The following is a 25326-nucleotide window of genomic DNA, read 5'->3' as shown; positions in this document are numbered from 1 at the left end:
ACTGCCGGCTTCGATGGAGCATGCCATTTATCGTAGTCTGGCCGGCAAACGCGTCGTCATCACCGGCGGCGGCACCGGCATCGGTGCGGCGCTGGTGGAGGCCTTTGCCGGACAAGGGGCGCAGGTGTTCTTCCTCGATATCGCGCTGGAAGAATCGCGTGCATTGGAAACATCGCTGAAGCATTCTGCGCTGCCGCCGACCTTCCTGCACTGCGACTTGCTCGATCTGGATGCGCTAGCGGCAACCTTCATCGGCATCGAAAAAATGGCGGGCACCGTCGATATTCTGATCAACAATGCCGCCAACGATGATCGCCACAAGATCGCCGACGTCACCCCGGCATATTGGGATGAGCGCATGGCAGTCAACCTGCGCCATCAGTTCTTCTGCGCGCAGGCGGTGACGCCAGGCATGCGTGAACAAGGCCGGGGCGTTATTCTCAACTTCGGTTCGATTTCCTGGCATCTGGCGTTACCCAGCCTGACGCTGTACATGACGGCCAAGGCGGCAATCGAAGGTCTCACGCGCGGTCTGGCGCGCGACCTCGGCCCGCACGGCATCCGGGTCAACTGCATCATCCCCGGCGCAGTACGTACGCCGCGCCAGATGCGTCTGTGGCACAGCCCGGAAGAAGAAGCCAAGATCCTCGCCGCGCAATGTCTGTACGAGCGCGTGGAGCCGCATGACGTCGCCGCGTTGGCGCTATTCCTGGCCTCCGACAGCGCAGCCAGGTGTTCCGGCCGCGACTACTTCGTCGACGCCGGCTGGTACGGCGCATGACTGCCTCGGTGCCCGTCTGCGTATGGCCTGTCGGCGCCGAACTGGGCGAGGGCCCGATCTGGCATGCCTCGGACCGGGCGGTCTACTTCGTCGACATCAAGGGTAAGGCGATCCATCGCTGTGCCGCCGATGGCACTCAGCGTCAAAGCTGGACGACACCGCATGCGCCGGGATTCATCGTGCCTTGCGACGACGGCGGTTTTATCTGCGGACTGCAAGGCGGTCTCTACCGGTTTAACCGGGACATCAATGACTTCTCACTGATCCACCCGGTTGAACAGCACTTGCCTGGCAACCGCATCAATGATGGTTTCGTCGACGGCCAGGGGCGGCTCTGGTTCGGCACGATGGACAATGACGAGAGCCGTCCGAGCGGCGTGCTGTATCGATGGGAGCGCTCACGCGGAATGCAGGCGCAGGATCGCGGCTACGTCATCACCAACGGCCCGGCCATGAGTCCGGACGGAAAAACGCTCTATCACACGGACACATTGCAGCGAACGGTATATGCTTTCGATGTCGACGCTGCAGGAACACTGTCACGCAAGCGTCCGTTCGTGCATATCGAAGGCACCGGTTATCCCGATGGCATGGCTGTCGATGCCGAAGGTTTTCTGTGGGTCGCCTTGTTCGGCGGGTGGCGCATAGAACGCTTCTCGCCATCAGGCGAGCTGGCGGGAGTCATCCCCGTCCCTTGCGCCAATGTGACCAAACTGGTCTTCGGCGGAAACGATTTGCGGACGGTCCATGTCACAACGGCATGGAAAGGACTGTCGTCTGAAGAGCGGGCAAGGCAACCGCTCGCAGGCGGACTGTTTTCCTTCATCGCCGACACGCCGGGCCTGGCTCAACATCACCTATCAACAGAGGTAAAGAAGTGAAGAATCAACAGACACCCCGCCGGTTCCGCTCTCAGGACTGGTTTGACAATCCCGACCATATTGACATGACCGCGCTGTACCTCGAGCGCTTCATGAACTACGGCATCACCGCCGAGGAGTTGCGTTCCGGCCGCCCGATCATCGGCATCGCGCAGAGCGGCAGCGACATCAGCCCATGCAACCGCATCCATCTGGAACTGGCGCGCCGCGTGCGCGACGGTATACGCGATGCGGGCGGCATTCCGATGGAATTTCCACTGCACCCGATCTTTGAAAACTGCCGCCGCCCGACGGCAGCGATCGACCGTAATCTGTCTTACCTCGGCCTGGTGGAAATTCTGCACGGCTATCCGATTGATGCAGTAGTCCTGACGACCGGCTGCGACAAGACTACGCCGGCGCAGATCATGGCGGCGTCCACCGTGGATATCCCTGCTATCGTGCTGTCGGGCGGACCAATGCTCGACGGCTGGATGGACGGCGAACTGGTCGGTTCGGGCGCAGCGATCTGGAAGGGCCGCCGCCAGTTGTCGGCAGGCGTCATCGATAATGAAAAATTCCTGGAAATCGCCGCAGCGTCGGCCCCCTCTTCCGGCCACTGCAACACCATGGGCACCGCTTCCACCATGAACGCCATGGCCGAAGCGCTGGGCATGTCGCTGACCGGCTGCTCCGCGATTCCTGCGCCTTATCGCGAACGCGGTCAGATGGCATATGAAACCGGCCGTCGCATCGTCGGCATGGCGCACGAAGATCTGCGCCCATCGGCGATCCTGACGCGCGAGGCCTTCCTCGATGCGATCGTGGTCAACGCTGCGATCGGCGGTTCGACCAACGCCCAGCCGCACATCATGGCTATGGCGCGCCACGCGGGTGTGGAGCTGAATTCCGACGACTGGATGGAGTACGGCTACGACGTGCCGCTGCTGCTCAACATGCAGCCGGCAGGTAAATATCTGGGCGAGCGCTTCCACCGCGCAGGCGGCGTGCCTGCCGTCATGTGGGAACTGCAACAGGCCGGCAAGCTGCGCTCCGACCGCCTTACCGCTACCGGCAAGACCATGGTGCAAAACCTGGAAGGCCGCGAAAGCCACGACCGTGAAGTGGTGTTCCGCTTTGAAGCACCGCTGCGCGAACGCGCCGGCTTCCTGGTATTGAAGGGCAATCTGTTCGACTTCGCGATCATGAAAACCAGCGTCATCTCGGATACCTTCCGCGAACGCTACCTGAACACGCCGGGCAGCGAAGGCATCTTCGAATGCAAGGCGGCGGTGTTTGACGGTTCAGACGATTATCATGCGCGCATCAACGACCCCGCACTGGGCATCGATGAAAATACCATCCTGGTGATTCGCGGTGCTGGTCCGGTCGGCTGGCCAGGATCGGCTGAGGTGGTCAACATGCAACCGCCAGATGCGCTGCTGCGCCGTGGCATCACCACGCTGCCGACGCTGGGCGATGGTCGCCAGTCCGGCACCTCGGATAGTCCGTCCATCCTCAACGCGTCGCCGGAAAGCGCGGTCGGCGGCGGTCTGGCCTACCTGCGCGATGGCGACAAGGTCCGCATCGATCTCAACGCCGGACGTTGCGACATGTTGATCAGCGATGAAGAACTCGCCAAACGTAAGGCGGAAGGCATCCCTGCCGTACCGCCAAGCCAGACGCCGTGGCAGGAAATTTATCGCAGCACCGTCGGCCAGTTGGAAACCGGCGCCTGCATGGAACTGGCGGTCAAGTATCAGGGCGTGGCGAAGGTCTTGCCACGTCATAACCACTAAGAAGCGGCTGCTGTCGGCGCCCCGATGAACGTCTTCGGGCGCCGGCATGCCGAGCCGGTCACTTCACTTCCCAGTCCGGCGCGTGCCGGATCCGTATCAGTTCCCCCGCATCAATTCCCGCATCAATCTAAAATCGCTGCGCGCTGAACGGCGCCAGATCGATTTCCGGTTTCTGATCAGTCAGCAGTTGCGCAACCAGACGCCCGGTTCTCGCCGAGGTCCCCAGTCCGATATGGCCGTGACCGAATGCGTGGATCACATCCGCACTGCGCGTCGATGGTCCGATGCATGGCAAACCATCCGGCATGCTGGGCCGGCGTCCCAGCCAGTAACGCACGCGGTTCGCCGGCAGATCGCGCGGCAACGCAGGGAACAATTGCAGCGCGAGGTCGCGCATGATTTCTGCACGGCGCCAGTCGGGTTCAGCGTCGAAGGAAGCGATCTCAACCTGGCCTGCCACACGCAATCCCAGTTCGGTCTGCGTGGCGATGACTTTGCGGTCCATGATCATCATCGGTGTGCGTGGACGGCCTTCGGGCTGTTCCACCATGGCGTGATAGCCGCGTTCGGTTTCCAGCGGTACGTTGTCGCCGGCTTGTGCGGCCAGCATTTTTGCTTGTGCACCGGCGGCGATCACGGCAGCGTCGCAGACGATCTCGCCCTCTTCGGTTTGTACGGCTGCCAGACGATCGCCGGCAAAACGGAATCCTGTCGCCTTGACGGCGCGCAGACCTGCACCGCGATCGCAGGCGTGCTGCACCAGCGCGGCGATATACGCGCCGGGATTGCGGCAATGGCCGGCTTCGTTGATGAAGACGCCGAATCCGTAGCTGGGGTCCAGATCGGGCTCACGGCGGCGCAATTCTTCGGCCTCCAGCTCTTCCCATCCGATACCCAACTCACGGCGAATGCGCCAGCCTCGGGCGTCGCTTTCAAAATACCGGCGTGAACGATAGACGTGCAGCAGGCCGGTGAGCTCAATCAAGGTTCCGACGCCAGCCTTCTCTGCAATCTGCCGATGCAGAGGCGCGGCGCCGGCCAGCAGTGTGCGCAAGGCTTTGGCGGTCTCGGTGATACGCGCTTCGGTCGAACCGGCAATCAGATAACGCAACAGCCATGGCAAGGTGCGCGGCAGATAGCGCCAGCGGATCGACAACGGCCCCAGCGGATCGAGCAGAAAGCCCGGCACCTTCTTCCACACGCCGGGTTCGGACGGCGGCAGGATCGAATGGGAGGACAGCCATCCGGCATTGCCATAGCTGGAAGCATGTTCGCCGCCGGGCGTGCCCGGATCCACGATGGTGACTTGCAGCCCCTGATCGAGCGCATGCAGTGCGCTCATTGCTCCGATCGCACCGGCGCCGATGACGACGACGCGGCGCGGTGCTGAAGATGGGGACGAGGGATGAGCAGACGAAGATGACGGGGTGAGGGACATGAGATTTGATTGGTTTTCTGAGCAGCCGGAAGGTGTCGGCATGTTGAATGCAGGCACATATCTTACAGCGATACCCGGCGGCAAGCAGGATCCCTGTCAAGCGTCAGCGCCGCTCGCGAGCACCTATCTACTCAAATCCTGATTTGCCACCACCCACAGGACTGCCGGTAGCACTCCCATGGCTAAGACCGCCAACACATGCAAGAGCCAATCGAAGGTCATCATGCTCTTCCTCGCATCTGATCGACACGACCTCATCGCGCCGAGAGACGCGACGTTCCGTGTATGGAAGCGAGTATAAAAAGAAGTGTGGAAAAGGTTCGTCAGCGCGACGTAAAACGTCGAAAAGTTTTGCAAAGAAACCCATGAGAAAGCAAACGGCAAGTACGTGCAGACCATGTACCCGCAGGAACATCTGCACAGATGAAAACTTTGCGCTTCTGATTTTTACGTACCGTCGGCATGATGATGGAGACAAGCGAAAGGTGCCGGCGATGCCGCGGATGATCTCAATGACAATGAAATGTGCAGGTTCAGTTGCCAGATTGCACATTTGTTGTTGAAGTCCTTGGCAGCACGGCAATGAAACGAAAATATTTCACCCGTTTTACACAAGTTGACCTGCGCCCGACACTTGCTTCGTGCTACGATTTTGCTATTCAAGGGAGAGTTACAGAATGTCTGACGGTCACGATTGCGTTGAACTACCGACCATCATCAACAATGTTGAGTATTTGCTTCAGAGCCGCACGGTCGAAGCTGCGGATGGCGCACGGCACAGTGAATATCGCGTGCTGCTTGATGGCGTCGTTGTCAAATCATGGACGCCTGGCGATATCCGCGCCTACTTCTCGATTCCAAACTGAATCCGGCTAAGCCGGACCCGGCTTTCCAGCAATCTCTGCGAAAAAAACGCGCCTTTCTCCCAGCGCGTTCCTATAACGATCAGTTTGCCATGTTGGCGCGCCGCGCCAGAATCTTCTCGATCTTTTCTTTCAGCGTTGCAGCATTGAACGGCTTGACGATATAACCGTCGGCGCCGGCTTGCGCCGCTTCAACGATATTCTCTTTCTTTGCTTCCGCAGTAATCATCAGCACGGGCAGATGCGCCAGCGATGGCGTCGCGCGAATTTTTTTGAGTAAAGCCAGGCCGTCCATCACCGGCATGTTCCAATCGGTCAGGACAAAAGTGATCGGCGCCGCACCGGCCTCCAGCACTTTCAACGCTGCCGAGCCGTCTTCAGCTTCAGCCATCTTGGTGAACTCAAGCTCCTTGAGCAAACCGGTAACGATGCGCCTCATTGTGGAGAAGTCATCGACTACCAGGAAATATTGATCATCTGCCATTTTGGGTAATTGGGTATCTTGCGAGTTAAAAGTGAGGGCGAATATCTAATTTTTTCTATTCTTCGTATTTTAAGGCACTTCGAATTATTTCAATATTTTGCCGCAAACCAACAATATAGATATCGTTTTTAATAAAAAATACCGATGATCATCAAAAAAAATAGCGAATATCTGGCCACTTTCTAAAGACATTGCTAATCAACGAGGCGTTCCAGATCCATACAGCGAAACCGCTAAAGTATTTTTGCGGAGAAAAGCACCATATGCCTGAATCAGCACCTTCGGCTTCCTAAACTAGTGCAAACTTCATGCCTATACTTTTTACACGTCTTCGTTCAGTGACACGCTCGCGCCACTGACATCGGAAAAAGTCTGTTGATCAAGCAGCGGCCTGGGAACACATGCATCTGGCCCGCTCAAGAATCGTTTTTTGGCGAGGAACCGGCAAGACAAGCATTCTTCTAAAGTTGTCGTCGGCACCTGCGCCCTTTTCCCTTCAGGAGTTTCACATGTCGTTGCGATTTTCCGTCTTGCTGTCTTTTTGCTTACTGCTAGTGGCGTGCACCAGGATTACCCAGGAAAACTATTCCAAGTTATCAGCAGGAATGCACAAGGAAGACGTGGAAAAACTGTTGGGCAAACCCGCTGACTGTTCTGGAGCGCTGGGCATGTCGAGCTGTACATGGCGCGACAAAGACAGCTCCGTCAGCGTGCAATACGCCGGCGACAAAGTACTGATGTTCTCGGGACAGGGTCTGAAGTAGAACTACTTCTTCAACAGCTCAATGGCGTCTTCAGCAACGCTGCGCAAATTGGTGATCGTGGCGTTCAGATCAGCCAACTCTCTCGCCGTCGGAGGTTCGTCCATCCCTCCTTTGACCAGAGATGCCTTGATAATCGTTGCCGCCATGTGCCAGGCCGCACGATTATGTGCATTGATCAACTCCCTGCGGATCCGCTCCAGCTCCGCTTTCTTTATTTTGTCCATCGCTATCTTTTAGCTCGTCGGTTGTTTGAATCTGACTGGCATCGGAGCACGTCATTAATTTCCACATGGAAATATAACATGCGAACCCGAAGACATACTATGCATCAATTCTTTCAAGCTTGTGACTCGCATTCGGTACAGTATATTGATATCGCGCAATAAACATTACACGTTATTTCCAAACTGAATTGAATAGTTTTAAAGACTAAGCAGAATTTTTTGCATGAACCTGATCTTTATCAATTTATTCAGCGAGTCTTGAACGTCGAACAAGGAGTACGGCCCAGCGCCCCCGTTTTACCAGGCGGCCATCAATTCATGCGTCAACTCGGCGGCGGGAATCTCTTTGCAACTGCGCGCATTCTGCCCCGACCATAACGGCGAAAAGTCGCCGCTGCCCTGGCTTTCCGCTTTGCTGCGCAATGGCGCGATGGCGGAAGTCGCCAGCGGAAAAGCCGGTGCGGACGGACTCAGCGAGCCCAGTTCGCGCATAAGACGGTTGACTACCCCGCGCGCCGGCCCGCCGGTAAACAAATTGGTCAGCGCGGTGTGTTCCACTGCATCGCTCTTCAACACGGCGCGATGAATGGCGCTGGTGGTTGCCTCCGGCGTGAGCATGTAAGCAGTGCCGATTTGCACACCCGCTGCGCCCAGCAGTTTGGCGGCGGCCACGCCCTTGGCATCGACGATGCCGCCGGTGGCGATTACCGGGACTTTCACTGCGCGCACGATCTGCGGCAGCAAGGCGAAGGTGCCGAGTTGGGTGGAAATATCATGCGACAGGAAGAAGCCGCGATGCCCGCCGGCTTCCAATCCTTGCGCAATGATGGCGTCAACGCCCTGCTCTTCCAGCCAGCGCGCTTCGGCGACAGTGGTGGCAGTGGACAAGACTTTCGCTCCCCAGCTGCGTACGCGCGCCAGCAGTGCCGCGTTAGGCAGGCCGAAATGGAAGCTGACCACCGCCGGTTTGAATTCGCTTAGCAGTTCAGCGGCTTCTTCCGTGAAGGGTGCGCGGCCAGGGCCGGTTGGAATGGCATCGGCATCAATGCCGAACTCGCGATAGTAAGGCGCCAGCGCCGCACGCCATGTTGCTTCGCGCGCGGCGTCAGGTTCAGGTGGAATATGAGCAAAAAAGTTGACGTTATACGGCTTGCCGGTGCCGGCCTGAATCAACGTCAGCTCTTTGCGCAAGGCGTCGGGGGTGAGCATGGCGCACGGCAAGGAGCCAAGTCCGCCGGCGTTGGAGACCGCAGTGACCAATGCATGCCCCTGCACGCCGGCCATCGGCGCCTGAATGATCGGTAAATCAATGCCCAGCAGCTTCTGCAACGATTCCATGGCTTCTCCGGTCTATTCGTAGTATTGCGTACAGAGGAAGAGGAATGGCGAACGTTTTAGATCGATGAAGTACGTTTACTGCGTCGAAGGAAAACTTTTACGCCACCACTTGCAATAACTATTCGAATGACAAGTATATCGGGGAGTCGGAAATGATGTTGCCGGGCACTTAACTTGTTACCGATCCTTACGTTCTGCTTCGACTTGTGACCTTGCCGATAATTTACAATTGCAGCATTGACCTACCATCTGGAGATTCCTGGCATGCGCCGCTTGCTTCCTTCGTTATCCGTTTCCGCTTTGCTGATCACCGGTATCGCCGGCCTGGCAGGCTGCTCGACGTCGAAACCGTCGTTCTATCATCAGGAAGACTTCAGCGAAACCGACACCTATTCGCGCAGCTTCGGCGCCAGCGACAATGCCGTCTGCGAAGCCGCGCGCCGCGCCTTGCTGGGTCAGGGTTACATCATCAGCAAGGCGCAGGCCAATATCGTTGACGGCACCAAGAGCTTCCAGCCCGAGGCCGATCAGCATGTGGAAATCGCTTTCCACATCGTATGTGCCCCCAACGGCAAGGCGGATCACAACGCTTCTTTGTTTGTGAGCGCAACGCAGGATCGCTATGCGCTGAAGAAAACCAACAATTCCGCCAGCCTTGGCGTCGGCGTGCTGGGCTCGGTATCGATGCCCTTCGGCTCCAGCGATGATTCGCTGGTACGCGTTGCAAGCGAAACCATTCGCTCCGGCCACTTCTATGATCGCTTCTTTGGCGCCGTGGAGCGCTATCTGGATCCAGGAGAAGACGACGCGGCCAAAGCCGCAAAGACGCAACTCGATGGACCAGTCGCGCAACCGGAAAAAAAGGAGTCCAAATAGGACTCCTTTCAGAATGTTGTCACCTGCTGCCTGATTTTGAGGCGAGATAACTAAGTTCAACAAAATCAAACACTTAGCATTTTCCACACGACTTGCTCACAAACTTACCCACAGTTTTTGTGGGTAAGTGTGGGTAACTTCAGACCCGTTTGCAACGAATCACTTGCCGCGCGATCGATCAGCGATGGTGGTAGTAGCCGGGACCGTGATGGCGATAGCCGTGGCGGTAGTAGCCCGGGCCGTAGCCGCGATGGTAGTAGCCGCCGCGCTCAACATAGATCGGCGCAGGGGCGACATAGACCGGGGCTGGACGCACATACACCGGTGGTGGTGGCGCGTAGACCGGAGCCGGTGCGTAATAAACAGGTGGTGGCGGTGCATACACCGGCACGCCGATATTGATTCCGACACCGACATGCGCGGCCATCGCCGGAGCCGCAAACAGACTTGCGGCGAGCACGCCAACCGATACGACTGTCACGGAGAGAAGAGATTTTTTCACGATGGCTCCTTGGGTGCATCTGAAGATGCGTATTCGTGGTGAGTTGAGTAACCGCGCTGATCCGGCTGCGCGGCAACTGCACTCGTTAAACTATTGACTCTATTTAAATCCAATTCGAGTCCGATAACCAGTCAGTACCCGGTAAGCCTTGTAACAAGATGCTACAAATTCCTGACCGGACTTCACATCTGCTTCTCCGCACTAACCGCCAGACGTAAAAAAACGGACACCGCTTCCGCAATGTCCGTCTCTGCCAATTAGCCGGTCACCCGGCTATTCCAAAAAAACCAATCAGGCCGCGTTCAGCACCGGTGCCACGTTCTGCGCAGCATCAAGACGCGCGATCTTGCCGACGGTGTCGGCGCAAGCACGCGCGGCTTCCTGGCCCTTGACCACGAAATGCTCGTGGAAGAACTGCTGATGCTCGCTATGCGAGTGGAAATGATGCGGCGTCAGCACGGCCGAGAACACCGGCACTTCGGTTTCCAGCTGAACGTTCATCAGCGAATTGATCACCGCCGTGGCGACAAAATCGTGGCGATAGATACCACCGTCAACCACCAGGCCGGAAGCAACGATGCCGGCGTACTTGCCGGTCTTGGCCAACAGCTTGGCGTGCAGTGGAATTTCAAATGCGCCGGGGACTTCGAAGAAATCGATGCTGGATTCCGGAAAACCGAGCTTGGCGATTTCAGCCGTGAAGGAAATACGGCATTGATCGACGATTTCCTTGTGCCAGCAAGCCTGGATAAAGGCGATGCGATTCTTGGCAGACGAGGTATTGGTATTGTTTGCTGCGTGTTGCATTTGTTCAGGACTCCTGTTTGGTGACAAAAAACAGGGCGCATGGGAACGAGCAGGCGCATGCAAGTGTGCATGCGCGCGGCAAGTTTCCGTTCTCTTTCATCCGGACTATGACCGTCGGCCCTGGGATCTCACCAGGTCTGCTGACCTTGACGGACTGGCATCCATCAAGCGCTCGCGGGCTCGTCGCACATAGATTGCAACATTACCGCCGGTGGGGATTTTCACCCCGCCCCGAGAACATCGTGGACGAAAAGCTCCGCATTACTACGAAGTTTGTCGCCACACGGAAATTTATCACGATTGCGAAAATGCTGCAGAGCACACAATAATTTCAAGACATTCTTTCCAAAGCTTGCGCGCCGTCACCAGAGCGTTAGCCCTCTGGTCGCAACAAGACCTTGATTGAGGCCATCGAATCGGCCACTTTGACGGCCTTGTCCCACTCTGACAAGGTAAAGCGATGCGTCACGATGCCCTTTGAGGTAACAAGGCCTCGCGCCAGCAAGTCAATCGCAATTGGATAGCAGTCGGCGCTCAAATGGGCGCCGCGAAGATCCAACTCCTTTTCTTCGCCGATGATGGACCAGTCGACCGTAGTGTCACGGCCGAATACGCTGAACTCCACAAAACGTCCGAGCTTGCGAATCATGTCCAGTCCTTGCGTTACCCCTATCGGCGCACCGGTAGTCTCAATGTAGACATCGCAGCCATAGTTGCCGGTCAGACTGCGTACTACTTTTTCCGCGTCTTCGCGCCCCGGGTTGATCACTACATCGGCGCCAAAAATTTTGGCAAGCTCCAGGCGCTCATCAACCATATCGATTACCACCAATTTTTTCGGTGTCTTCAGACGTGCCACTTGCACCATCAACAGACCGAGCGTGCCGGCGCCAGCGATCACCACGACATCGTCAAGCTGGATATCGCCGCGATTGACGGCATGAATGGCGCAAGACAAAGGCTCCGTGATCGCGGCGTCTTCAAACGCGATATGTGCAGGTATCTTGTGGATCACAGCGCGTGCAGACAAGCGCATGTAATCGGCCATGCCGCCCTCTGCAACCTGGCGTTGGAAGCCATAGACGTCATGTACTTCACACATCCACCGGTAACCTGTTTTGCAATAGCGACATTTCTGACATGGCACAATTTGCTCGGCGATCACGCGGTCGCCCAGTTTGACGCCGTGATACTCCTCAGCGCCAGGTCCAAGCTCCACCACATGGCCCCAGAACTCATGACCCGGGATCACCGGCGGCTTGACGTAGGACGGTTTGTTTTTTTCCTTGTCCCCCCAAAAGCGCGCAGCACCGGCATAGCACTTGCAGTCCCCGGCGCAAATACCGCAAGAAGCAATTTTGATAATCACTTCGTTGACCCCGGCCGCTGGACGTTTGACGCGTTCCAGCCGATAGTCTTGGGGGGCATGGCACACCACTGCCAACATGTCTTGATCATGGAAGTTCATCGTATTTTCCTTTTATAGTTTTGCGTTCAGCTTGGTTTGCAAGGATTGCGCAATGCTCTGCAAGACAAGGAAGCAAGAGCAGGAACCGGCATCGAGCACACCGATCGAACGCTCACCCAGACGGCTGGCGCGACCGATGCGCGCCTGCAACGCCTTGGTGGATTGCATGCCGGCTTCTGCCGCCGCCGTCATCGCCGTCAGGCATTGCGAAAACGAGCGTCCTTGCAACAAGGCCTGGCGATAGGCATCGCGCGCAGGAACCAGAGTATCGATCAGCGTTTTGTCGCCGACTTTGGCTTCGCCGATCGCTTGCACGGCATCGATCGCAGCCGACAATGCGTCGAGAAAGAGTTCCTTGTCGAGAATTTTTTGCGTCGCCAGCACTTCGCCGAACGTCATGAAGAAACTGCCATACAAAGGCCCCATGGAGCCGCCGATACCCTCCATCAAGACCAGGTATAACTCCTCGAAAGCGCTTGCCAGCGAATGGCCCGGCTGTTTGAGCAAACGTTCGCCGCATTGCGTGAACCCCTTGCTCATGTTGATGCCGTGGTCGCCGTCGCCAATTGCGCCGTCGATCTCGCTCAGATATTCACGGTTCTGATTGATCGCGGCGATCAAGTCCTTGACCACCCAATCCGCCTGCGTCATGTCAAAGCGGTCGTTCATGCTTGCGCTCCCACTGTCACTGTCAGCCCCATCGATTCACAAGGATGGGCCATGCACTGGTCGAGTTCATCGTCCAGCCGCATCAGCGTCAGCGTGACACCCATCATTTCCAGCGAGGTAAACAAATTGCCGACCAGCGAGTGGCGTACTTCGATGCCGGCCTCTTGCAAATATTCAGCAACGTCCGCATAGAGAATGTATTGTTCCATCAAGGGCGTTGCGCCCAAACCGGAAATCAATACTGCGACCTTGTCACCACGGCTGAACGGCAGGTCAGGCAAGAGTGTGTCGAGCATCAGCCGGGCCATTTGCTTCGCCGGCACCACGCTTTGCACCAGGACGCCCGGCTCACCATGATGGCCGATGCCGACCTCCATCTCGCCATGCTTGATAACGAAATTGGCTTTGCCAACGGCGGGAATGGTACAAGCCGACAGACCGATGCCGATCGAGCGCGTATTGTCGATGGCCTTTTGCGCCGCTGCGATGACCTGATCCAGATTTCCTCCCAGCGCTGCCTTGGCGCCTCCCACTTTCCACATCAGAATCTCGCCGGCAACGCCGCGCCGTTTGCTGATTTCATCGGCGCGCGCCGAGGCAGCATCGTCGTTAGCGACAACCGTACGGACGTTGATATCGGCGCGCTCGGCCATTTTCATCGCCATTTTTACGTTCATGTTGTCGCCGGCGTAGTTGCCATACAAACAGGCGACGCCGGCACCGCCGTCAGCGGCCTGAAACGCATCGAAGAATGATTTCGCCGTGGGAGAAGAAAAGACTTCACCGATCGCCACCGCGTCCACCATATTCCGGCCGACGTAGCCGATGAAAGCCGGCTCGTGGCCGGAACCACCACCGGTGACAATGGCGACGCGCCCTTTGACGGAGGCACCCGCATGACGCACCACACGCGGATTTTGCGGCCAGATCGACAAGTTGGGATGAGCGGCGACAATGCCGCGCAACATGTCCTCGACCACCATGTCAGGATGATTGATCACTCGATTCATTGCGATTCCTTATGCATACCGTCATGGCGAAACCGCGACGGCGCTGGTAACTGTTATAGCGATATCTACTGCACCGAATAACCGCCGTCGATGACGATATTTTCGCCAGTGATCATGCTCGCCTGGTCGCTGGCGAGATAAGCGATCAGACCGGCGATTTCTTCCGGCTGCGCAAAACGTCCCACCGGTATTTTCTGTCGCATCGCCTGCCCCACGGCACCGGACCAGGCTTGCTTTCCGAGCGCTGTTTCAACCACCGTCGGCGACACCGCATTGATGGTTACGCCATCTTTCGCCCACTCCAGCGCCAACACCTTGCTCAGGCCAACCAGCCCGGCCTTGCTGGCGCAATAGGCCGCATGACGCTCAAGGCCGATCACGCTGGCCTGGGAAGCGAGATTGACGATACGGCCGTAAGCCTGTTGCCGCATGGTCGGCGCCACTGCCTGCGCCAGCAGGAAAGGTCCCTTGAGATTGATCGCCATGGTGACATCCCAGGCAGCTTCGGATAAATTGTCCGCAGCATCCAGCAGGGCGACGCCGGCGTTGTTGACCAAGATGTCAATTCGACCGTAGCGCGCCACCACTTGCTCTACGACCTTGGCAATGCCGGCCGCATCAGTCACATCCAGTACGCAACCCAAGTGGCGCTCAGCCTCGCCCTCAAGGCTTGCAGCGACCTGCAGCACTTCTGCCTGACGATCCAGCAACACCACCTGCGCGCCGCAAGATGCCAGCAATTCGCTCACCGCCAGTCCGATGCCGCTGGCCGCTCCGGTCACCATAGCAACGCGCCCGGAGAAATCGAAGCAAGGCTTGCCCGATGTATTCATTGCAACCATCTCCACAGGGATCACTTTTTCAATTTTTTCAGAAATGCATCGGCGTTCGCCGGCACGATTGCCGTCCATGGCACGCTATATGATTTTGCCGTGCCGTCGCCCCATGGCATGCTCTCGGCATATTCGCGCCAGATCGGCGAGCGCGGCTGGTAGGACGCGCCCTTCAGTGCACGCAGGGCCACGTCCAGCGCGCCTTGCGCCTGCGCCTGCGCATCCTGGAAATTGGTGGTCATCTCGCCGCGCTTGACGGCCTGGATCGCGGCGGCAATGCCATCGACGCCAACTACGGGAATAGTCTTGATGTCGATTCCCTTGGATTTGATCGCCTGCACCGCGCCCAACGCTTCGTCGTCGTTCTGGGCGATAACGCCGTTGATCTTTCCCGGATAGGCCGTCAGCCAGTTTTCCATCAGGCTCATGGATTCCGCCCGCGACCAATTGCCGGTCTTACGAGCCAGTACCTTGACGTCTTTGTATTTGGCCAGCACTTCATCATTGCCCTTGGCGCGTTCAATCTGCGCCGATTGGCCGATAGGTCCTTCGATCACGACGATGTTGCCCTTGCCGCCAATGGCTTTCATCAGGGCCTCGGCTTCCATGCGACCTGCAACGACATCGTCATTGCCGACATACGATGTCAATACGTCGCCCAGCACCCTCGTATTGGAGCCAATCACCGGAATGCCTGCCTTGATCGCTTTTTGTACCGGAGCTGCGCCAGCCTTGAGGTCAATCGGCACGAAGATGATGGCGTCGTATTTTTGCGTGATCATGGTGTCGAATTGGTTACTCTGCGTAAGGGCATCGTAGTTCCCGTCGAAAATGGTGATCTGCACCGAACCATCCTTGACCGAGGGGTGTGCCTTGAGCTGGTTGCTCCACATTTGCATAAACTCGCCCTTCAGGCCATAGACTGCGGCGCCGATGCGCAAAGGTTTGTCTTGCGCATGAACCGACAGCGCCAGGCTCAGTCCACACAGGACGGCAATTTTTTTGAACGAAATCATAGTGGTCTCCAAAGACGGTTTTTGTGGATTACTGCTTTTTACGAGAGGCATCCAGCAACACGGCGACAACGATAATCACGCCCTTGATGACTTGCTGGTAATAGGAAGAAACCCCGAGAAGATTGAGGCCGTTGTTAATCACGCCGATAAGCAAGGCGCCCACCACCGTGCCTCCCAGCGAACCGGTTCCGCCCGACAGGCTGGTGCCACCGATCACCACTGCGGCAATGGCGTCCAGCTCATAAGACACGCCCGCCTGCGGCAACGCCGCCGTAGTGCGCGCTGCCAGCAAGATGCCAGCGAGCGCAGCCAGCACGCCGCTGACGACATACACCGCGAACAAGACCTTGCGCGTGCTGATGCCACTGGTCTTGGCGCTCTTGGGGTTGCCGCCGACTGCGTAGATGTAGCGCCCATAGACGGTGTAACGCAGGACGAACCAACTGACTGCAATCACCGCTGCGAAAATCAGAATGGGTACAGGAACCTGCCACACGTGGCCAGAGCCAATGGCGAGAAAGTTATCCGGCAAATCCGAGACCGGCATGCCGTCGTTGTAGATATAGGTAAAACCGCGCGCGGCGCTAAGCATTCCCAAGCTGGCGACGAAAGGAGGCACCGAAAGGCGCGCGACCAGCAGTCCATTGACCGCGCCCAATGATGCACCGACGCCCAGCCCCGCCAACAAGCTAACCGCAAGGCTGTGGCTGCCGTCACCAGCCACCATCCAGGCGCTGACCATGCCCGCAAAGGCCAGTACCGCCCCTACCGACAGATCGATGCCTGCGGTCAGCACCACAAAGGTCATGCCGATGGCAAGAATGCCGTTAATCGAAGTCTGGCGCAAAATATCGGCCCAGTTCCCCCAGGTCATAAAGTATTGATTGCTGAACGACAGGAAAATGCACAATGCAACCAGCGCCGCCAAAATGCCGTAGCGCGCGTAGAACTGCTGCAGGTTAAAAGCAGGTGCCGCGGAATGCAGGGCGAGAGGAGAGGTCTTAGTATTCATCACGATGCCAGATGCAAAAGTTCTTCTTGGGTTGAGGTATGTCCGTCGATCATGGCGACCACGCTGCCCGCCTTGAAAACAGCGATCCTGTCGCTGACGTCCAGTACTTCCTGAGCCTCCGAAGAGACCAGAAGCACTGCGCCGCCGTTTTCGGTGAACTCATTGATGAGTTGATAGACTTCGCGTTTGGCACCTTCGTCTATGCCGCGTGTCGGTTCGTCACACATCAGGCAAATGGGCTCGGTCGACAGGCAGCGCGCCAGCACGACTTTTTGCTGGTTGCCGCCGCTCATGGAAGACACTGGCAGACCCACCGAACTGATTTTCATACGTATGCGCGTCACCATCTCGCCGACCAGTCGATTCACGCGCACTCGATCGACCAGGGCCAGGCGTGACATGCGCTTGTATGCCGACATGGCGATGTTGTCGCGTATCGATGCGGTGAGCACCAGGCCGGTTTCCTTCCTGTCCTCGGTCACGAGCGAAATGCCGGCGGCAATGCTCTTGCCCGGATTACCGATCGCCAGCGGCGCGCCCTGCAAGCGGACCTTGCCCTGGTCTGGCCGCGTAAGGCCATAAACGCAATTGAGATATTCGCTACGACCCGCGCCCATCAGACCGTAGATGCCTAACACCTCCCCGGCATGCACGCGCAATGAAATTTCGCTGAATTCGCCGCCGCGACTCAACCCCTCGGTTTCCAAGACGGTATCCCCGATGGCGCGGCGCCGACGCTGCGCTGCCTGCAACTTGCGACCGACGATGGCCGCCACCAACGCTGTGCGGTCGATGTCTGCGATGCGGCCGCTTTCCACAAAGCGGCCGTCACGAAACACCGTGTAGTCGTCGGCGATCTGGAATATCTCCGACAAGCGGTGCGAAACATAAATAATCCCGGTACCCTGGGCGGTCAGGCTGCGGATCGCATTGAACAGTACTTCGGTCTCACGTTCGCCGATTGCCGAAGTCGGCTCGTCCATGATCATGACGTCGCAGTCGCGGCTGAATGCTTTGGCGATCTCGACCAGTTGCACTTGCGCCAGGCTCAGCGAAGACATCGGCGCGCGCGGATCAACCGGGAATTGGAGTTGCTCCAGCAAAGTTTGCGCCTGTCGCAACATGCTCTTGAAATCAACGCAAATCCTGACCTTGCGTGGCTCGCGTCCAAGATAGATATTTTCCGCCACCGTCATGCCTGGAATCGGAGACAGCTCCTGGGTAATCATGGCGATACGATTTTGCAAGGCTTCGGCTGGCGTGGCGAAATCCACCGGACGGCCTTGCAGGAAAATGTCGCCGCGGTCGCGCCGCACCATACCCATCACGATATTGAGGAAAGTGGACTTGCCAGCACCATTGCCACCGCATAAGGCATGCACGCTCCCTGGCCGCAATGCCAGTCGACCATCCATCAATGCGGAGATCCCTTGAAAGGACTTCTCTACTCCGCGAGCCTCAAGATGCAGTGTTTCCACAATTTGTCTCCAGCCATTATCATTTGATCCATCAAGATCTTTTTCTCATCTGAATTCATGGTAGCAAGCTGGATTTTTGACTGTCAATTGAGTTTGAAAAACTCTGAGAAAATTAGAAAAAAAACGAAGATGATTACAAATAAAAACAATATAAGTAAAATAAGGAGAAATTAACTATTAATACCCATTGACTTGAACGACATCAAAATTGAAAATTTGATTTGTCGCGATCATTTTCTCACCCATTCATCGACGCGGCCAGAAAGGAAAGTTTGTGAAAATCGCCATTGGCTCTGACGAAGCAGCGTTCGAATTGAAGGAAATCATCAAGCAACATCTGATCGGAAAAGGCCTCGATGTGACCGACTTCGGCACCTTCGACACTCAGCCCGTGATCTACCCAGACATCGCTTTTGCGGTTGCCGAAGCCGTTATGCAAGACCACTTTGCGCGCGCCATCCTGCTCTGCGGTACCGGTATTGGCATGGCGATCTCTGCGAATAAGGTACCGGGCATGCGCGCCGCCCAATGCCACGACACTTATTCGGCCGAACGCGCCAGCAAGAGCAACAACGCACAAATCATCACGCTGGGCGCACGCGTGGTAGGCCCAGAACTGGCCAAGTCGATTGTGGACAGCTGGATAGGATCCGAATTTTCAGGAGGACGTTCGACTTCGAAGCTGGAGCGCATCCACGAATACGAAAGCAGCTTGCAAAAACAAAAGTGAACGATAATCCGGACACCAAGATCCGGACTACAGGGAGAGGAAATGAAAAGGACCTGCACATGCTGACCGATGAGCTGACGCGGCTCGCTACGCTGTACTACGTGGACGGGCTGACGCAAGAAGAATTGTCCAAGCGATTTTCCATCTCGCGCGCAACCATCGGCCGCATGCTCAAGCGCGCCCAGGAAGCGGGCATCGTCGAAATTCGCGTGCGTCATCACCCCAGCGACACCAGCCAGCTCGAGCATGAATTAATGACGCGCTTCGGCATCGAACGCGCCATCATCTCAATCAACCACAAAGACCAGGAAAAGCAGCGCGAGTTGCTGGCTGGTCTGGTCGCCAGCCATCTCGACCGCATTCTCGCCAACGACATGATCGTGGCAGTCGGCATGGGGCGCAATATCAGCGCGGTGTCCGAGCATGCGGTATCGTCGATGCAGCATAACTCGACCTTTGTCTGTGCAATCGGCGGCTCCTATCGCGGTGGGGAGACGATGAACTCCGACCATATCTGCCGCCGACTAGCGATGCGCTTCGGAGGCGAAAGCGAAACACTTTACGCGCCGGCGCTCGTCAACGATCCGCAGGTGCGCAACGACCTGCTGGCCAATGACGCCGTCAAGCAAACCCTGGATAAGGCGCGCCGCGCGCATATTGCGCTAATCGGCATCGGCGACATCAATGAAGACAGCAATATGGTGCGCATGGGCTGGTTTTCGCCGCAAGAAATTCTTGAGGTCAAACGCCAGGGTGCAGTCGGCGACATGATGGGTTACGATTTCGTGAACGTCAATGGAGAACCCGCCGAGACTTCATTGCAAGCACGCGTGATCGGCTTGACTCTGGCCGACTTGAAACGTATTCCCGACGTCATTGCAGTTGCCAGCGAAAGCTCCAAAGCCACCGCTGTGCTCGGCGCATTGCGCACCGGCGCAATCAACACGTTGGCGACGACGGAAACCATCGCACTCTCCATCCTGACGTTGGATGAAGCGACACGTCCGCGGGACAAATAACCGTCTCAAAAAAATCGCCCGGACAGACCGGGCGTTTTCACGCTGCGCCGTAGCGCTCAGTTGCGTGCCTTGCCTTGCAAAGACGCAATGCGCGACTCAATCGACGGATGGCTGGAGAACAAACCCATCCACGATTCGCGGCCGGCAATGCCGGATGCCTGCAGGTTCTGCGGCAAGCCATCGGACTGCATCCCGCCCAGACGGCGCAGTGCGCCGATCATCGGTGTCGAGGAACCCATCAGCGATGCCGCACCGGCATCGGCACGGTATTCACGCTGGCGCGAGAAGTACATGACGATCACGCTGGCGAGGATGCCAAAGACGATTTCGCACACCACCACGGTGACCATATAGCCGATGCCTGGACCAGAGGATTGCTCGTTATTGCGGCGCAAGGCCGAATCGACAAAGTAGCCGACGATGCGCGCGACAAACATGACGAAGGTGTTCACCACTCCCTGGATCAGTGTCAGCGTGACCATATCGCCGTTGGCGATGTGTGCGACCTCATGCGCCAGCACGGCTTCCACTTCTTCTTTGGTCATGCCTTGCAACAGGCCGGTCGACACTGCCACCAGCGAGCTGCTCTTGCTGGCGCCGGTGGCAAAGGCGTTCGGCGGACCGTCATAGACGGCGACTTCGGGCATAGTCAGCCCAGCACGCGTGGCCAGGCGATTGACGGTATCGACGAGCCACATTTCAGTGGAGTTTTGCGGGTGTTCGATGACGCGCGCGCCGGTAGACCACTTGGCGATGGTTTTGGACATCAGCAGGGAAATAAACGAGCCGCCGAAACCCATCAGGGCGCAGAACATCAGCAGCATCCCGAAGTTGAGACCGTTGGCAGTCATGTAGCGATTGATGCCGAGAATACTGGCAGTCACGCTCAGGACGAGCATCACGGCCAGATTGGTGACGAGAAAAAGAATGACGCGTTTCATGGTGCTTCCTAAATAAAAAATACGAGAAGTTGCAGCAGCGACGCGGCTACTGTACGAGCGATGACAGTGAAGACAATAGAGATGCATGCAATAACCCGCGTCGCGCGCTGACCTCAAACGATCAGCAGCGGGCCGGCAAGCACGCGGTCAGGCTAGCGGTGGGGGACGCTGCAGATCGATGAACGCGGAAGTACCGTCGTTTACGAGGGGATAAAAATGGGGAAATGGATGCCAGTCCAGCGGCAAGGTGGCAAAAGGAACCGGCAAGGTCTGATCTTCCAGATCCCCTTGCGCTGTCAGCTTCTTGGTATCGGGCTGATCGCCTGTGCCTGCTGCATCGGCAAGATCACTCGCCTCACCTGCAATGGTGCCGGCGGCATCGTGAACCAACTGCCATGCAGATTGCTGCGTACTGTCTTGCGAGTGCGCGCCAGCAGACAGCACGACCACCGGTGTTTCGCTCAGTTGCTTTGTCACAGGCTCAAGCGTCCCTGCAAACAATTGCAAGGGAAAGAGGAATGCCAGCAACAAAAAGCAGAATCGGCGCATGAGCGAGGCGGTGAAAAGAGCAAAAAACATCAAGGAGCGCATTATACGCAAGATCGGCAAGCGGACGAATGCGGCCATATCGACAGGTTGGCGAGAGCTGAAGTTACCCACAGAAAATGTGGTCAACCCTGTTGATAACTTGTTTATGACAATGCCCGGGCCGCGTCCGTTCAGCTTTTGCGGGGATTGTTCCTGTTTCGTTCAAAAACAGGCAGAACTGTCCTCAACCGCCACTGATGACCTGATTGCGTCCCTGCTTTTTCGCCTGATACAGCGCATCGTCGGCGCTGTCGAGCAAAGCGGCGCCGTCGCTGCCGATATCCGGCGTCATGGTGCAGACGCCGACGCTGATGGTCATATGCGCGCCGGATTGAGATCTCTCATGCGGAATGCCTAGATCGCTGACGCTGATGCGCAGGCGCTCGGCAAATTTCTCCGCCTGGACTTCGGTAAATCCGGGAATCAGCATGATGAACTCTTCACCGCCGTAACGCGCACAGACATCGTTGGGACGGCGCATTTGCGAGCGCAAGACGTTGGCAACCTGTTTCAGCGCCCGATCGCCTTCACCGTGGCCATAGTGGTCGTTGTACTGTTTGAAGTAATCGATGTCGATCATGAACAGCGATAAGCTGCTGTGATTGCGCTTGGCGTCGCGCAAGGCAAGCGCATAGCTTTCGTCAAAAAAGCGGCGATTGTAAATGCCGGTCAGGCCGTCGGTAATGGCTTCCCGCTTGAGCGCGTCGGAATGCGACATAAGCATTTTTTCGCGCTTGACCGACGTGCTGGAGTCGCTGATCTGGATCAGGCAGGTCGGCTGCCCGTCTGCAGATTGCAGCGGCGTCATGATGATGGACTGATGCATGCGCACGGGTGCCTCGCTTTTGTCATGCTCGACGAACAGCGGCAAGGGCGAACGATGAAATGCGCTGGACAGGATCGCTGGCAGGCCGTACCCAATCGCGTTGTTCAGGGCGCGCAAAAAACCTGGCGTCAGTTGCTCGCTGAACAGCGCGATGATGTTTTGCGCCAGCGCCTGCTCACGGTCGACACGGGCGTGCCGGCTCATCCAGTCATTCCACAACAGGATGTTCAGATCATGATCGACCACGACGAGTCCCAGGTTGACGTTGTTGACAACCTCGTCGGCCGAAAAACCAAGTGGAGCTGGACTACTCATGGACATACCGTTCAGAGAATATTATTCAGATACTGCTGAATATGCGAAATCAGCTTGCTCAGCGAGGTCGAGCTGAGCAGGAAAATCAGATGGCCTTCGGTGTGATGCTTTTCCAGCACCAGATCGATGTGCAATACCAGGATGTAGCTGTCGTCGCGGCCTTGCTCGGCCAGGCGCGCGGAGATTTCATCCGGCGATGACATGTTGTAGGTGGGCAGCGAACTGCTGAGGCTGATCTTGAGCATGTCGGCCATCGCCGACAAACAGGCATTGAGGATGATGTTGCCAAGCTCGCACATGGCTTCCTGCTCGAACTCCGCCAGGTCCTCGATGCTCATCTGCGAACCCATCATGTCGCGCACGATCTCCAGCGCATAGTTCTCGGTGAACAAGAGTACTGCTTCGGCATCGAAGGGGCCGGTGAACATCTGGCTGACCGTGGCGAACTTGTTGTCCTTGAGCGTGAGTACGCGGCTATTGACCTCGGCAGCTTTGAGGATTTCAACGGACGGTACCGAGAGCAAAACCTCTTCGCCGACGATTTCACTCAGACTCAATGCGGCGCGCCCGGCGCCGACATTAAATACTTCGGTGAGCGCATCAAGCTCAATCTCTGAAAGCACCTTCACACTGCCCCCGCGAAATAACCGATGGCCTGGGCAATGGATTTTTCCGTGACCGGTTTGGCGACAAACAATGCGCCAAGCTGCTGCGCGCGCGATTGCGCCGCTTCCTGGATGTTGGCGGAGAAGATGACGATGCGCACACCAGGGTATTTGCTCAGAATGATCTCGGCGGCATCGGTGCCAAGCATGCCCGGCATGTTGATGTCCATAGTGCAGTAATCGGGCTGCTCCTGATCAACCATGGCGATAGCGTCGTTGCCGCTGGCAGCTTCCTGGATCACCCAGTCAGCGTGAACGGCGAGGATATGCGCCTTGATCACCATCCGCGACACTTTGCTGTCATCGACGATCAGGATTTTTTTAGGAGAAGTGCTTGCTGACATAGGTCACTATTATATTTTTACCAATATTGTCTTTTTTTCTACATTCTACTATTTTAGCCACCTTGCTTTTCTAGTGTTGCAGAAAAAGAGGCAAAAGCAACTGGCATTTTTTTGCAGAAATCTTGCGCTAAAACAATGACTTGCTGCGATCGGCAAGCAACCGCCCTGCGTGCCGCGCAACGCCGCACTTTGTCCTCAATGCGACGATAAAAAAAGGAAGCACAAAGGCTTCCTTTTCAACAACTATGCCGATTTTGATGTGGGCACAGAACAACACCGCCCACATTCGACCTCAGAGCTGCAAAGTCAGGACTTCTCCAAAGGCAATCGCATGGGCGTTGATGGCGGCATGTTCGGCCATCTTGGGGACCGACAGATTCAGTGCGCGCGCTTGCAGCATGCGGATCGTGCCGGCATGGCAGACGATGATGGCCTGGCCATGTCCGCGCGACAGCAGGTCGGTGCAAAACGCGTCGATGCGCTGCGCCACGTGCAGCACATTCTCGCCGCCGCCCGGACGATAGCCAACCACATCCGCCGCCCATTGATCGATCTCCGCGCGCGGCAAATCGTCCCATGCGCACTGCTCCCAGGTGCCGAAGTGCATTTCCATCAGGCGCGGGTCGTAGCGCACGGGTCCTGCATTAAGCGCGGCAGCCAGCGGCTCGGCAAGGAAAACGCAACGCTGGAGCGGGCTGGAATACAGCGGCGCATGCGGCGGCAGAACCGGCTGGACCTGATCAAGCACCTTGCGGCAATCTTCTTCGGTCACGGCCAGATCACTGCTGCCATAACAGAGGCCCTTGCCGATAACCGGCTGAGGATGACGAATTAAATGCAGCAACATGGTGGACCTTTCTGTCTATAAGGACGATACCGCCGATACCTCAGCCAGCAGGCCCAGGTAAATCGCGATTTCGCTAAGTTGTTGTACGGCGCCGAGGCAATCGCCGGTGTAGCCGCCGATGCGGCGCCGAAATTTATGCGCGAGGAAAACCGTGGCGGCCAGACCCAATAGCAACGCCAGCATCAATCTCTGCCATGCAAACCATCCCATCGCCACGCACAGCACGACCGGCAGAGATGCCGTCAGCGTAGCAACGGTGAATTCAAACGTACTCATTTGCTGCGCCAGCGGTTTGGCCTTGCCTTCTTCACGCACGTAATCCATGCGCCAGATCAGGCCGGCAGCCAGACAGCGCGACACCGGATGCGCCAATAACAGAGCCGGCGCTACCTGCACCGCAGGCAGGCAGGCCAGCGCGGCGATTTTGAGGCCCAGCAGCAGCACAACACCGATCACGCCATACGCACCGACACGCGAATCGCGCATGATTTCGAGAACGCGTAACGCTTGCATGCCGCCACCGAAGCCATCGCAGACATCGGCAAAACCATCTTCATGAAAAGCGCCGGTCAGATAAATTCCCGCTACCGTCGACAACAGTACGGCCACGACTTGCGGCAACAACAGCGACGTCAGCCAATACACGATCGCACACACCAATCCGACCAGAATGCCTACTGCCGGAAAATAGCGCGTGGCGTGCTGCAGCCACGCTGTATCAAATCCGACCCAGCGCGGCACCGGCAGGCGCGTGAAAAACTGCAGCGCCGTAAAAAACAGCCGCAGTTGATGGCGCAAGCCTGAGCCGGCGTTAGGCACGGCCGACATG

At 57.1% G+C, this 25326-nt stretch carries 27 protein-coding genes and 1 riboswitch; of the genes, 7 read left to right on the top strand and 20 right to left on the bottom strand.

The annotated features are described in order from the left end of the window. The first annotated feature begins 13 nt into the window (after positions 1-13). From xylB to AC1RN6_RS09605, 3 genes are read left to right on the top strand one after another with little or no spacing between them, the layout of a single operon-like run. Complete coding sequence (gene xylB, locus AC1RN6_RS09615; protein WP_493005877.1) at positions 14-781, top strand: D-xylose 1-dehydrogenase; 768 nt, start codon at positions 14-16, stop codon at positions 779-781. Continuing rightward, positions 778-1662, top strand: a complete 885-nt coding sequence (locus tag AC1RN6_RS09610) for an SMP-30/gluconolactonase/LRE family protein (RefSeq protein WP_493004917.1) — start codon at positions 778-780, stop codon at positions 1660-1662. The genes xylB and AC1RN6_RS09610 overlap by 4 nt, the downstream gene beginning before the upstream one ends. Further along, on the top strand, positions 1659-3440 hold the full coding sequence (locus tag AC1RN6_RS09605; RefSeq protein ID WP_493004915.1) for an IlvD/Edd family dehydratase: 1782 nt from the start codon (positions 1659-1661) through the stop codon (positions 3438-3440). The genes AC1RN6_RS09610 and AC1RN6_RS09605 overlap by 4 nt, the downstream gene beginning before the upstream one ends. Before the next feature lie 127 nt (positions 3441-3567). Here the strand turns inward: AC1RN6_RS09605 and AC1RN6_RS09600 are convergent, their stop codons facing one another. Beyond that, positions 3568-4878 (bottom strand): NAD(P)/FAD-dependent oxidoreductase, encoded by a 1311-nt coding sequence (locus AC1RN6_RS09600; RefSeq protein WP_493004914.1) that lies wholly within the window; start codon positions 4876-4878, stop codon positions 3568-3570. 677 nt (positions 4879-5555) lie between these two features. Between AC1RN6_RS09600 and AC1RN6_RS09595 the strand changes: the two genes are divergently transcribed. Continuing rightward, positions 5556-5744 carry a hypothetical protein gene (locus AC1RN6_RS09595; RefSeq protein ID WP_493004912.1) on the top strand — a complete coding sequence of 63 codons (189 nt, stop codon included), beginning with the start codon at positions 5556-5558 and terminating at the stop codon, positions 5742-5744. A 79-nt stretch (positions 5745-5823) separates the two neighbouring features. Here the strand turns inward: AC1RN6_RS09595 and AC1RN6_RS09590 are convergent, their stop codons facing one another. The 3 genes from AC1RN6_RS09590 to AC1RN6_RS09580 form a co-directional block, all read right to left on the bottom strand. Next, a complete protein-coding gene (locus AC1RN6_RS09590; RefSeq protein WP_493004910.1) occupies positions 5824-6225 on the bottom strand; it encodes a response regulator in 402 nt (133 codons plus the stop codon). Between the two features lie 766 nt (positions 6226-6991). After that, positions 6992-7213, bottom strand: a complete 222-nt coding sequence (locus AC1RN6_RS09585) for a hypothetical protein (protein WP_050476718.1) — start codon at positions 7211-7213, stop codon at positions 6992-6994. Positions 7214-7510: 297 nt separating this feature from the next. Beyond that, positions 7511-8551 carry an NAD(P)H-dependent flavin oxidoreductase gene (locus AC1RN6_RS09580; RefSeq protein ID WP_493004909.1) on the bottom strand — a complete coding sequence of 347 codons (1041 nt, stop codon included), beginning with the start codon at positions 8549-8551 and terminating at the stop codon, positions 7511-7513. A gap of 264 nt (positions 8552-8815) precedes the next feature. Here AC1RN6_RS09580 and AC1RN6_RS09575 point away from each other — a divergent pair, with 264 nt between their 5' ends. Then, positions 8816-9427, top strand: a complete 612-nt coding sequence (locus AC1RN6_RS09575; RefSeq protein ID WP_493004907.1) for a DUF2242 domain-containing protein — start codon at positions 8816-8818, stop codon at positions 9425-9427. Between the two features lie 178 nt (positions 9428-9605). On the opposite strand, the gene AC1RN6_RS09570 is transcribed toward AC1RN6_RS09575, so the two are convergent. The 9 genes from AC1RN6_RS09570 to AC1RN6_RS09530 form a co-directional block, all read right to left on the bottom strand. Then, the gene (locus AC1RN6_RS09570; RefSeq protein ID WP_493004905.1) at positions 9606-9929 is read right to left on the bottom strand and encodes a hypothetical protein; all 324 of its coding nucleotides are present in this window, start codon (positions 9927-9929) and stop codon (positions 9606-9608) included. 291 nt (positions 9930-10220) lie between these two features. Then, entirely contained in the window at positions 10221-10736 is a 516-nt protein-coding gene (locus AC1RN6_RS09565; protein ID WP_493004903.1) for a 6,7-dimethyl-8-ribityllumazine synthase, read from the bottom strand. An 84-nt stretch (positions 10737-10820) separates the two neighbouring features. Continuing rightward, positions 10821-10979, bottom strand: a riboswitch (FMN riboswitch). A 130-nt stretch (positions 10980-11109) separates the two neighbouring features. Next, positions 11110-12204, bottom strand: coding sequence for an alcohol dehydrogenase catalytic domain-containing protein (locus AC1RN6_RS09560; protein WP_493004901.1), 1095 nt, complete (start codon positions 12202-12204; stop codon positions 11110-11112). A gap of 12 nt (positions 12205-12216) precedes the next feature. Next, positions 12217-12873 carry a dihydroxyacetone kinase subunit DhaL gene (gene dhaL, locus AC1RN6_RS09555; RefSeq protein ID WP_493004899.1) on the bottom strand — a complete coding sequence of 219 codons (657 nt, stop codon included), beginning with the start codon at positions 12871-12873 and terminating at the stop codon, positions 12217-12219. Next, on the bottom strand, positions 12870-13883 hold the full coding sequence (locus AC1RN6_RS09550; protein ID WP_493004897.1) for a dihydroxyacetone kinase subunit DhaK: 1014 nt from the start codon (positions 13881-13883) through the stop codon (positions 12870-12872). Before AC1RN6_RS09550 ends, dhaL begins: the two co-directional genes overlap by 4 nt. Positions 13884-13948: 65 nt before the next feature. After that, positions 13949-14716: an SDR family oxidoreductase gene (locus AC1RN6_RS09545; protein ID WP_493004896.1), complete on the bottom strand. Its 768-nt coding sequence runs from the start codon at positions 14714-14716 to the stop codon at positions 13949-13951. A 20-nt stretch (positions 14717-14736) separates the two neighbouring features. Further along, positions 14737-15732, bottom strand: a complete 996-nt coding sequence (locus AC1RN6_RS09540) for a substrate-binding domain-containing protein (protein ID WP_493004894.1) — start codon at positions 15730-15732, stop codon at positions 14737-14739. Positions 15733-15760: 28 nt separating this feature from the next. Next, on the bottom strand, positions 15761-16744 hold the full coding sequence (locus tag AC1RN6_RS09535; RefSeq protein WP_493004892.1) for an ABC transporter permease: 984 nt from the start codon (positions 16742-16744) through the stop codon (positions 15761-15763). Beyond that, positions 16744-18222, bottom strand: a complete 1479-nt coding sequence (locus AC1RN6_RS09530) for a sugar ABC transporter ATP-binding protein (RefSeq protein WP_493004891.1) — start codon at positions 18220-18222, stop codon at positions 16744-16746. The genes AC1RN6_RS09535 and AC1RN6_RS09530 overlap by 1 nt, the downstream gene beginning before the upstream one ends. Positions 18223-18496: 274 nt before the next feature. Here AC1RN6_RS09530 and rpiB point away from each other — a divergent pair, with 274 nt between their 5' ends. Continuing rightward, positions 18497-18952, top strand: coding sequence for a ribose 5-phosphate isomerase B (gene rpiB / locus AC1RN6_RS09525; protein ID WP_493004890.1), 456 nt, complete (start codon positions 18497-18499; stop codon positions 18950-18952). Between the two features lie 59 nt (positions 18953-19011). After that, positions 19012-19971, top strand: a complete 960-nt coding sequence (locus tag AC1RN6_RS09520) for a sugar-binding transcriptional regulator (RefSeq protein WP_493004889.1) — start codon at positions 19012-19014, stop codon at positions 19969-19971. A gap of 56 nt (positions 19972-20027) precedes the next feature. Here the strand turns inward: AC1RN6_RS09520 and htpX are convergent, their stop codons facing one another. The 7 genes from htpX to AC1RN6_RS09485 all read right to left on the bottom strand — a co-directional run bounded on the left by htpX (position 20028) and on the right by AC1RN6_RS09485 (position 25325). Next, positions 20028-20912, bottom strand: a complete 885-nt coding sequence (htpX, locus tag AC1RN6_RS09515) for a protease HtpX (RefSeq protein WP_493004887.1) — start codon at positions 20910-20912, stop codon at positions 20028-20030. 147 nt (positions 20913-21059) lie between these two features. Continuing rightward, complete coding sequence (locus tag AC1RN6_RS09510; RefSeq protein WP_493004885.1) at positions 21060-21587, bottom strand: hypothetical protein; 528 nt, start codon at positions 21585-21587, stop codon at positions 21060-21062. Between the two features lie 97 nt (positions 21588-21684). After that, a complete protein-coding gene (locus AC1RN6_RS09505; protein WP_493004884.1) occupies positions 21685-22641 on the bottom strand; it encodes a diguanylate cyclase domain-containing protein in 957 nt (318 codons plus the stop codon). 11 nt (positions 22642-22652) lie between these two features. Next, on the bottom strand, positions 22653-23270 hold the full coding sequence (locus AC1RN6_RS09500) for a chemotaxis protein CheC (protein ID WP_493004882.1): 618 nt from the start codon (positions 23268-23270) through the stop codon (positions 22653-22655). Further along, the gene (locus tag AC1RN6_RS09495) at positions 23267-23650 is read right to left on the bottom strand and encodes a response regulator transcription factor (protein ID WP_493004880.1); all 384 of its coding nucleotides are present in this window, start codon (positions 23648-23650) and stop codon (positions 23267-23269) included. The genes AC1RN6_RS09500 and AC1RN6_RS09495 overlap by 4 nt, the downstream gene beginning before the upstream one ends. 292 nt (positions 23651-23942) lie before the next feature. Then, positions 23943-24497 (bottom strand): histidine phosphatase family protein, encoded by a 555-nt coding sequence (locus tag AC1RN6_RS09490; RefSeq protein ID WP_493004878.1) that lies wholly within the window; start codon positions 24495-24497, stop codon positions 23943-23945. Between the two features lie 15 nt (positions 24498-24512). Continuing rightward, the gene (locus AC1RN6_RS09485; RefSeq protein WP_493005876.1) at positions 24513-25325 is read right to left on the bottom strand and encodes an adenosylcobinamide-GDP ribazoletransferase; all 813 of its coding nucleotides are present in this window, start codon (positions 25323-25325) and stop codon (positions 24513-24515) included. Between the last annotated feature and the right edge of the window lies 1 nt (position 25326).

The sequence above is a fragment of the Herbaspirillum sp. GW822-FHT03A08 genome (genome assembly GCF_058801885.1).
Note: the sequence above shows the minus strand (reverse complement) of the source record. Positions and strands in the feature narration are given on the sequence as shown.

Coding starts and splice junctions, on each gene's coding strand:
- AC1RN6_RS09490 (WP_493004878.1), bottom strand. CDS start 24,497: ATGTTGCTGCATTTAATTCGTCATCCTCAGCCGGTTATCGGCAAGGGC.
- AC1RN6_RS09545 (WP_493004896.1), bottom strand. CDS start 14,716: ATGAATACATCGGGCAAGCCTTGCTTCGATTTCTCCGGGCGCGTTGCT.
- AC1RN6_RS09610 (WP_493004917.1), top strand. CDS start 778: ATGACTGCCTCGGTGCCCGTCTGCGTATGGCCTGTCGGCGCCGAACTG.
- AC1RN6_RS09505 (WP_493004884.1), bottom strand. CDS start 22,641: ATGAGTAGTCCAGCTCCACTTGGTTTTTCGGCCGACGAGGTTGTCAAC.
- AC1RN6_RS09595 (WP_493004912.1), top strand. CDS start 5,556: ATGTCTGACGGTCACGATTGCGTTGAACTACCGACCATCATCAACAAT.
- htpX (WP_493004887.1), bottom strand. CDS start 20,912: ATGAAACGCGTCATTCTTTTTCTCGTCACCAATCTGGCCGTGATGCTC.
- AC1RN6_RS09550 (WP_493004897.1), bottom strand. CDS start 13,883: ATGAATCGAGTGATCAATCATCCTGACATGGTGGTCGAGGACATGTTG.
- AC1RN6_RS09575 (WP_493004907.1), top strand. CDS start 8,816: ATGCGCCGCTTGCTTCCTTCGTTATCCGTTTCCGCTTTGCTGATCACC.
- dhaL (WP_493004899.1), bottom strand. CDS start 12,873: ATGAACGACCGCTTTGACATGACGCAGGCGGATTGGGTGGTCAAGGAC.
- AC1RN6_RS09540 (WP_493004894.1), bottom strand. CDS start 15,732: ATGATTTCGTTCAAAAAAATTGCCGTCCTGTGTGGACTGAGCCTGGCG.
- AC1RN6_RS09535 (WP_493004892.1), bottom strand. CDS start 16,744: ATGAATACTAAGACCTCTCCTCTCGCCCTGCATTCCGCGGCACCTGCT.
- AC1RN6_RS09485 (WP_493005876.1), bottom strand. CDS start 25,325: ATGTCGGCCGTGCCTAACGCCGGCTCAGGCTTGCGCCATCAACTGCGG.
- AC1RN6_RS09495 (WP_493004880.1), bottom strand. CDS start 23,650: ATGTCAGCAAGCACTTCTCCTAAAAAAATCCTGATCGTCGATGACAGC.
- AC1RN6_RS09590 (WP_493004910.1), bottom strand. CDS start 6,225: ATGGCAGATGATCAATATTTCCTGGTAGTCGATGACTTCTCCACAATG.
- xylB (WP_493005877.1), top strand. CDS start 14: ATGGAGCATGCCATTTATCGTAGTCTGGCCGGCAAACGCGTCGTCATC.
- AC1RN6_RS09580 (WP_493004909.1), bottom strand. CDS start 8,551: ATGGAATCGTTGCAGAAGCTGCTGGGCATTGATTTACCGATCATTCAG.
- AC1RN6_RS09520 (WP_493004889.1), top strand. CDS start 19,012: ATGCTGACCGATGAGCTGACGCGGCTCGCTACGCTGTACTACGTGGAC.
- AC1RN6_RS09585 (WP_050476718.1), bottom strand. CDS start 7,213: ATGGACAAAATAAAGAAAGCGGAGCTGGAGCGGATCCGCAGGGAGTTG.
- AC1RN6_RS09600 (WP_493004914.1), bottom strand. CDS start 4,878: ATGTCCCTCACCCCGTCATCTTCGTCTGCTCATCCCTCGTCCCCATCT.
- AC1RN6_RS09565 (WP_493004903.1), bottom strand. CDS start 10,736: ATGCAACACGCAGCAAACAATACCAATACCTCGTCTGCCAAGAATCGC.
- AC1RN6_RS09560 (WP_493004901.1), bottom strand. CDS start 12,204: ATGAACTTCCATGATCAAGACATGTTGGCAGTGGTGTGCCATGCCCCC.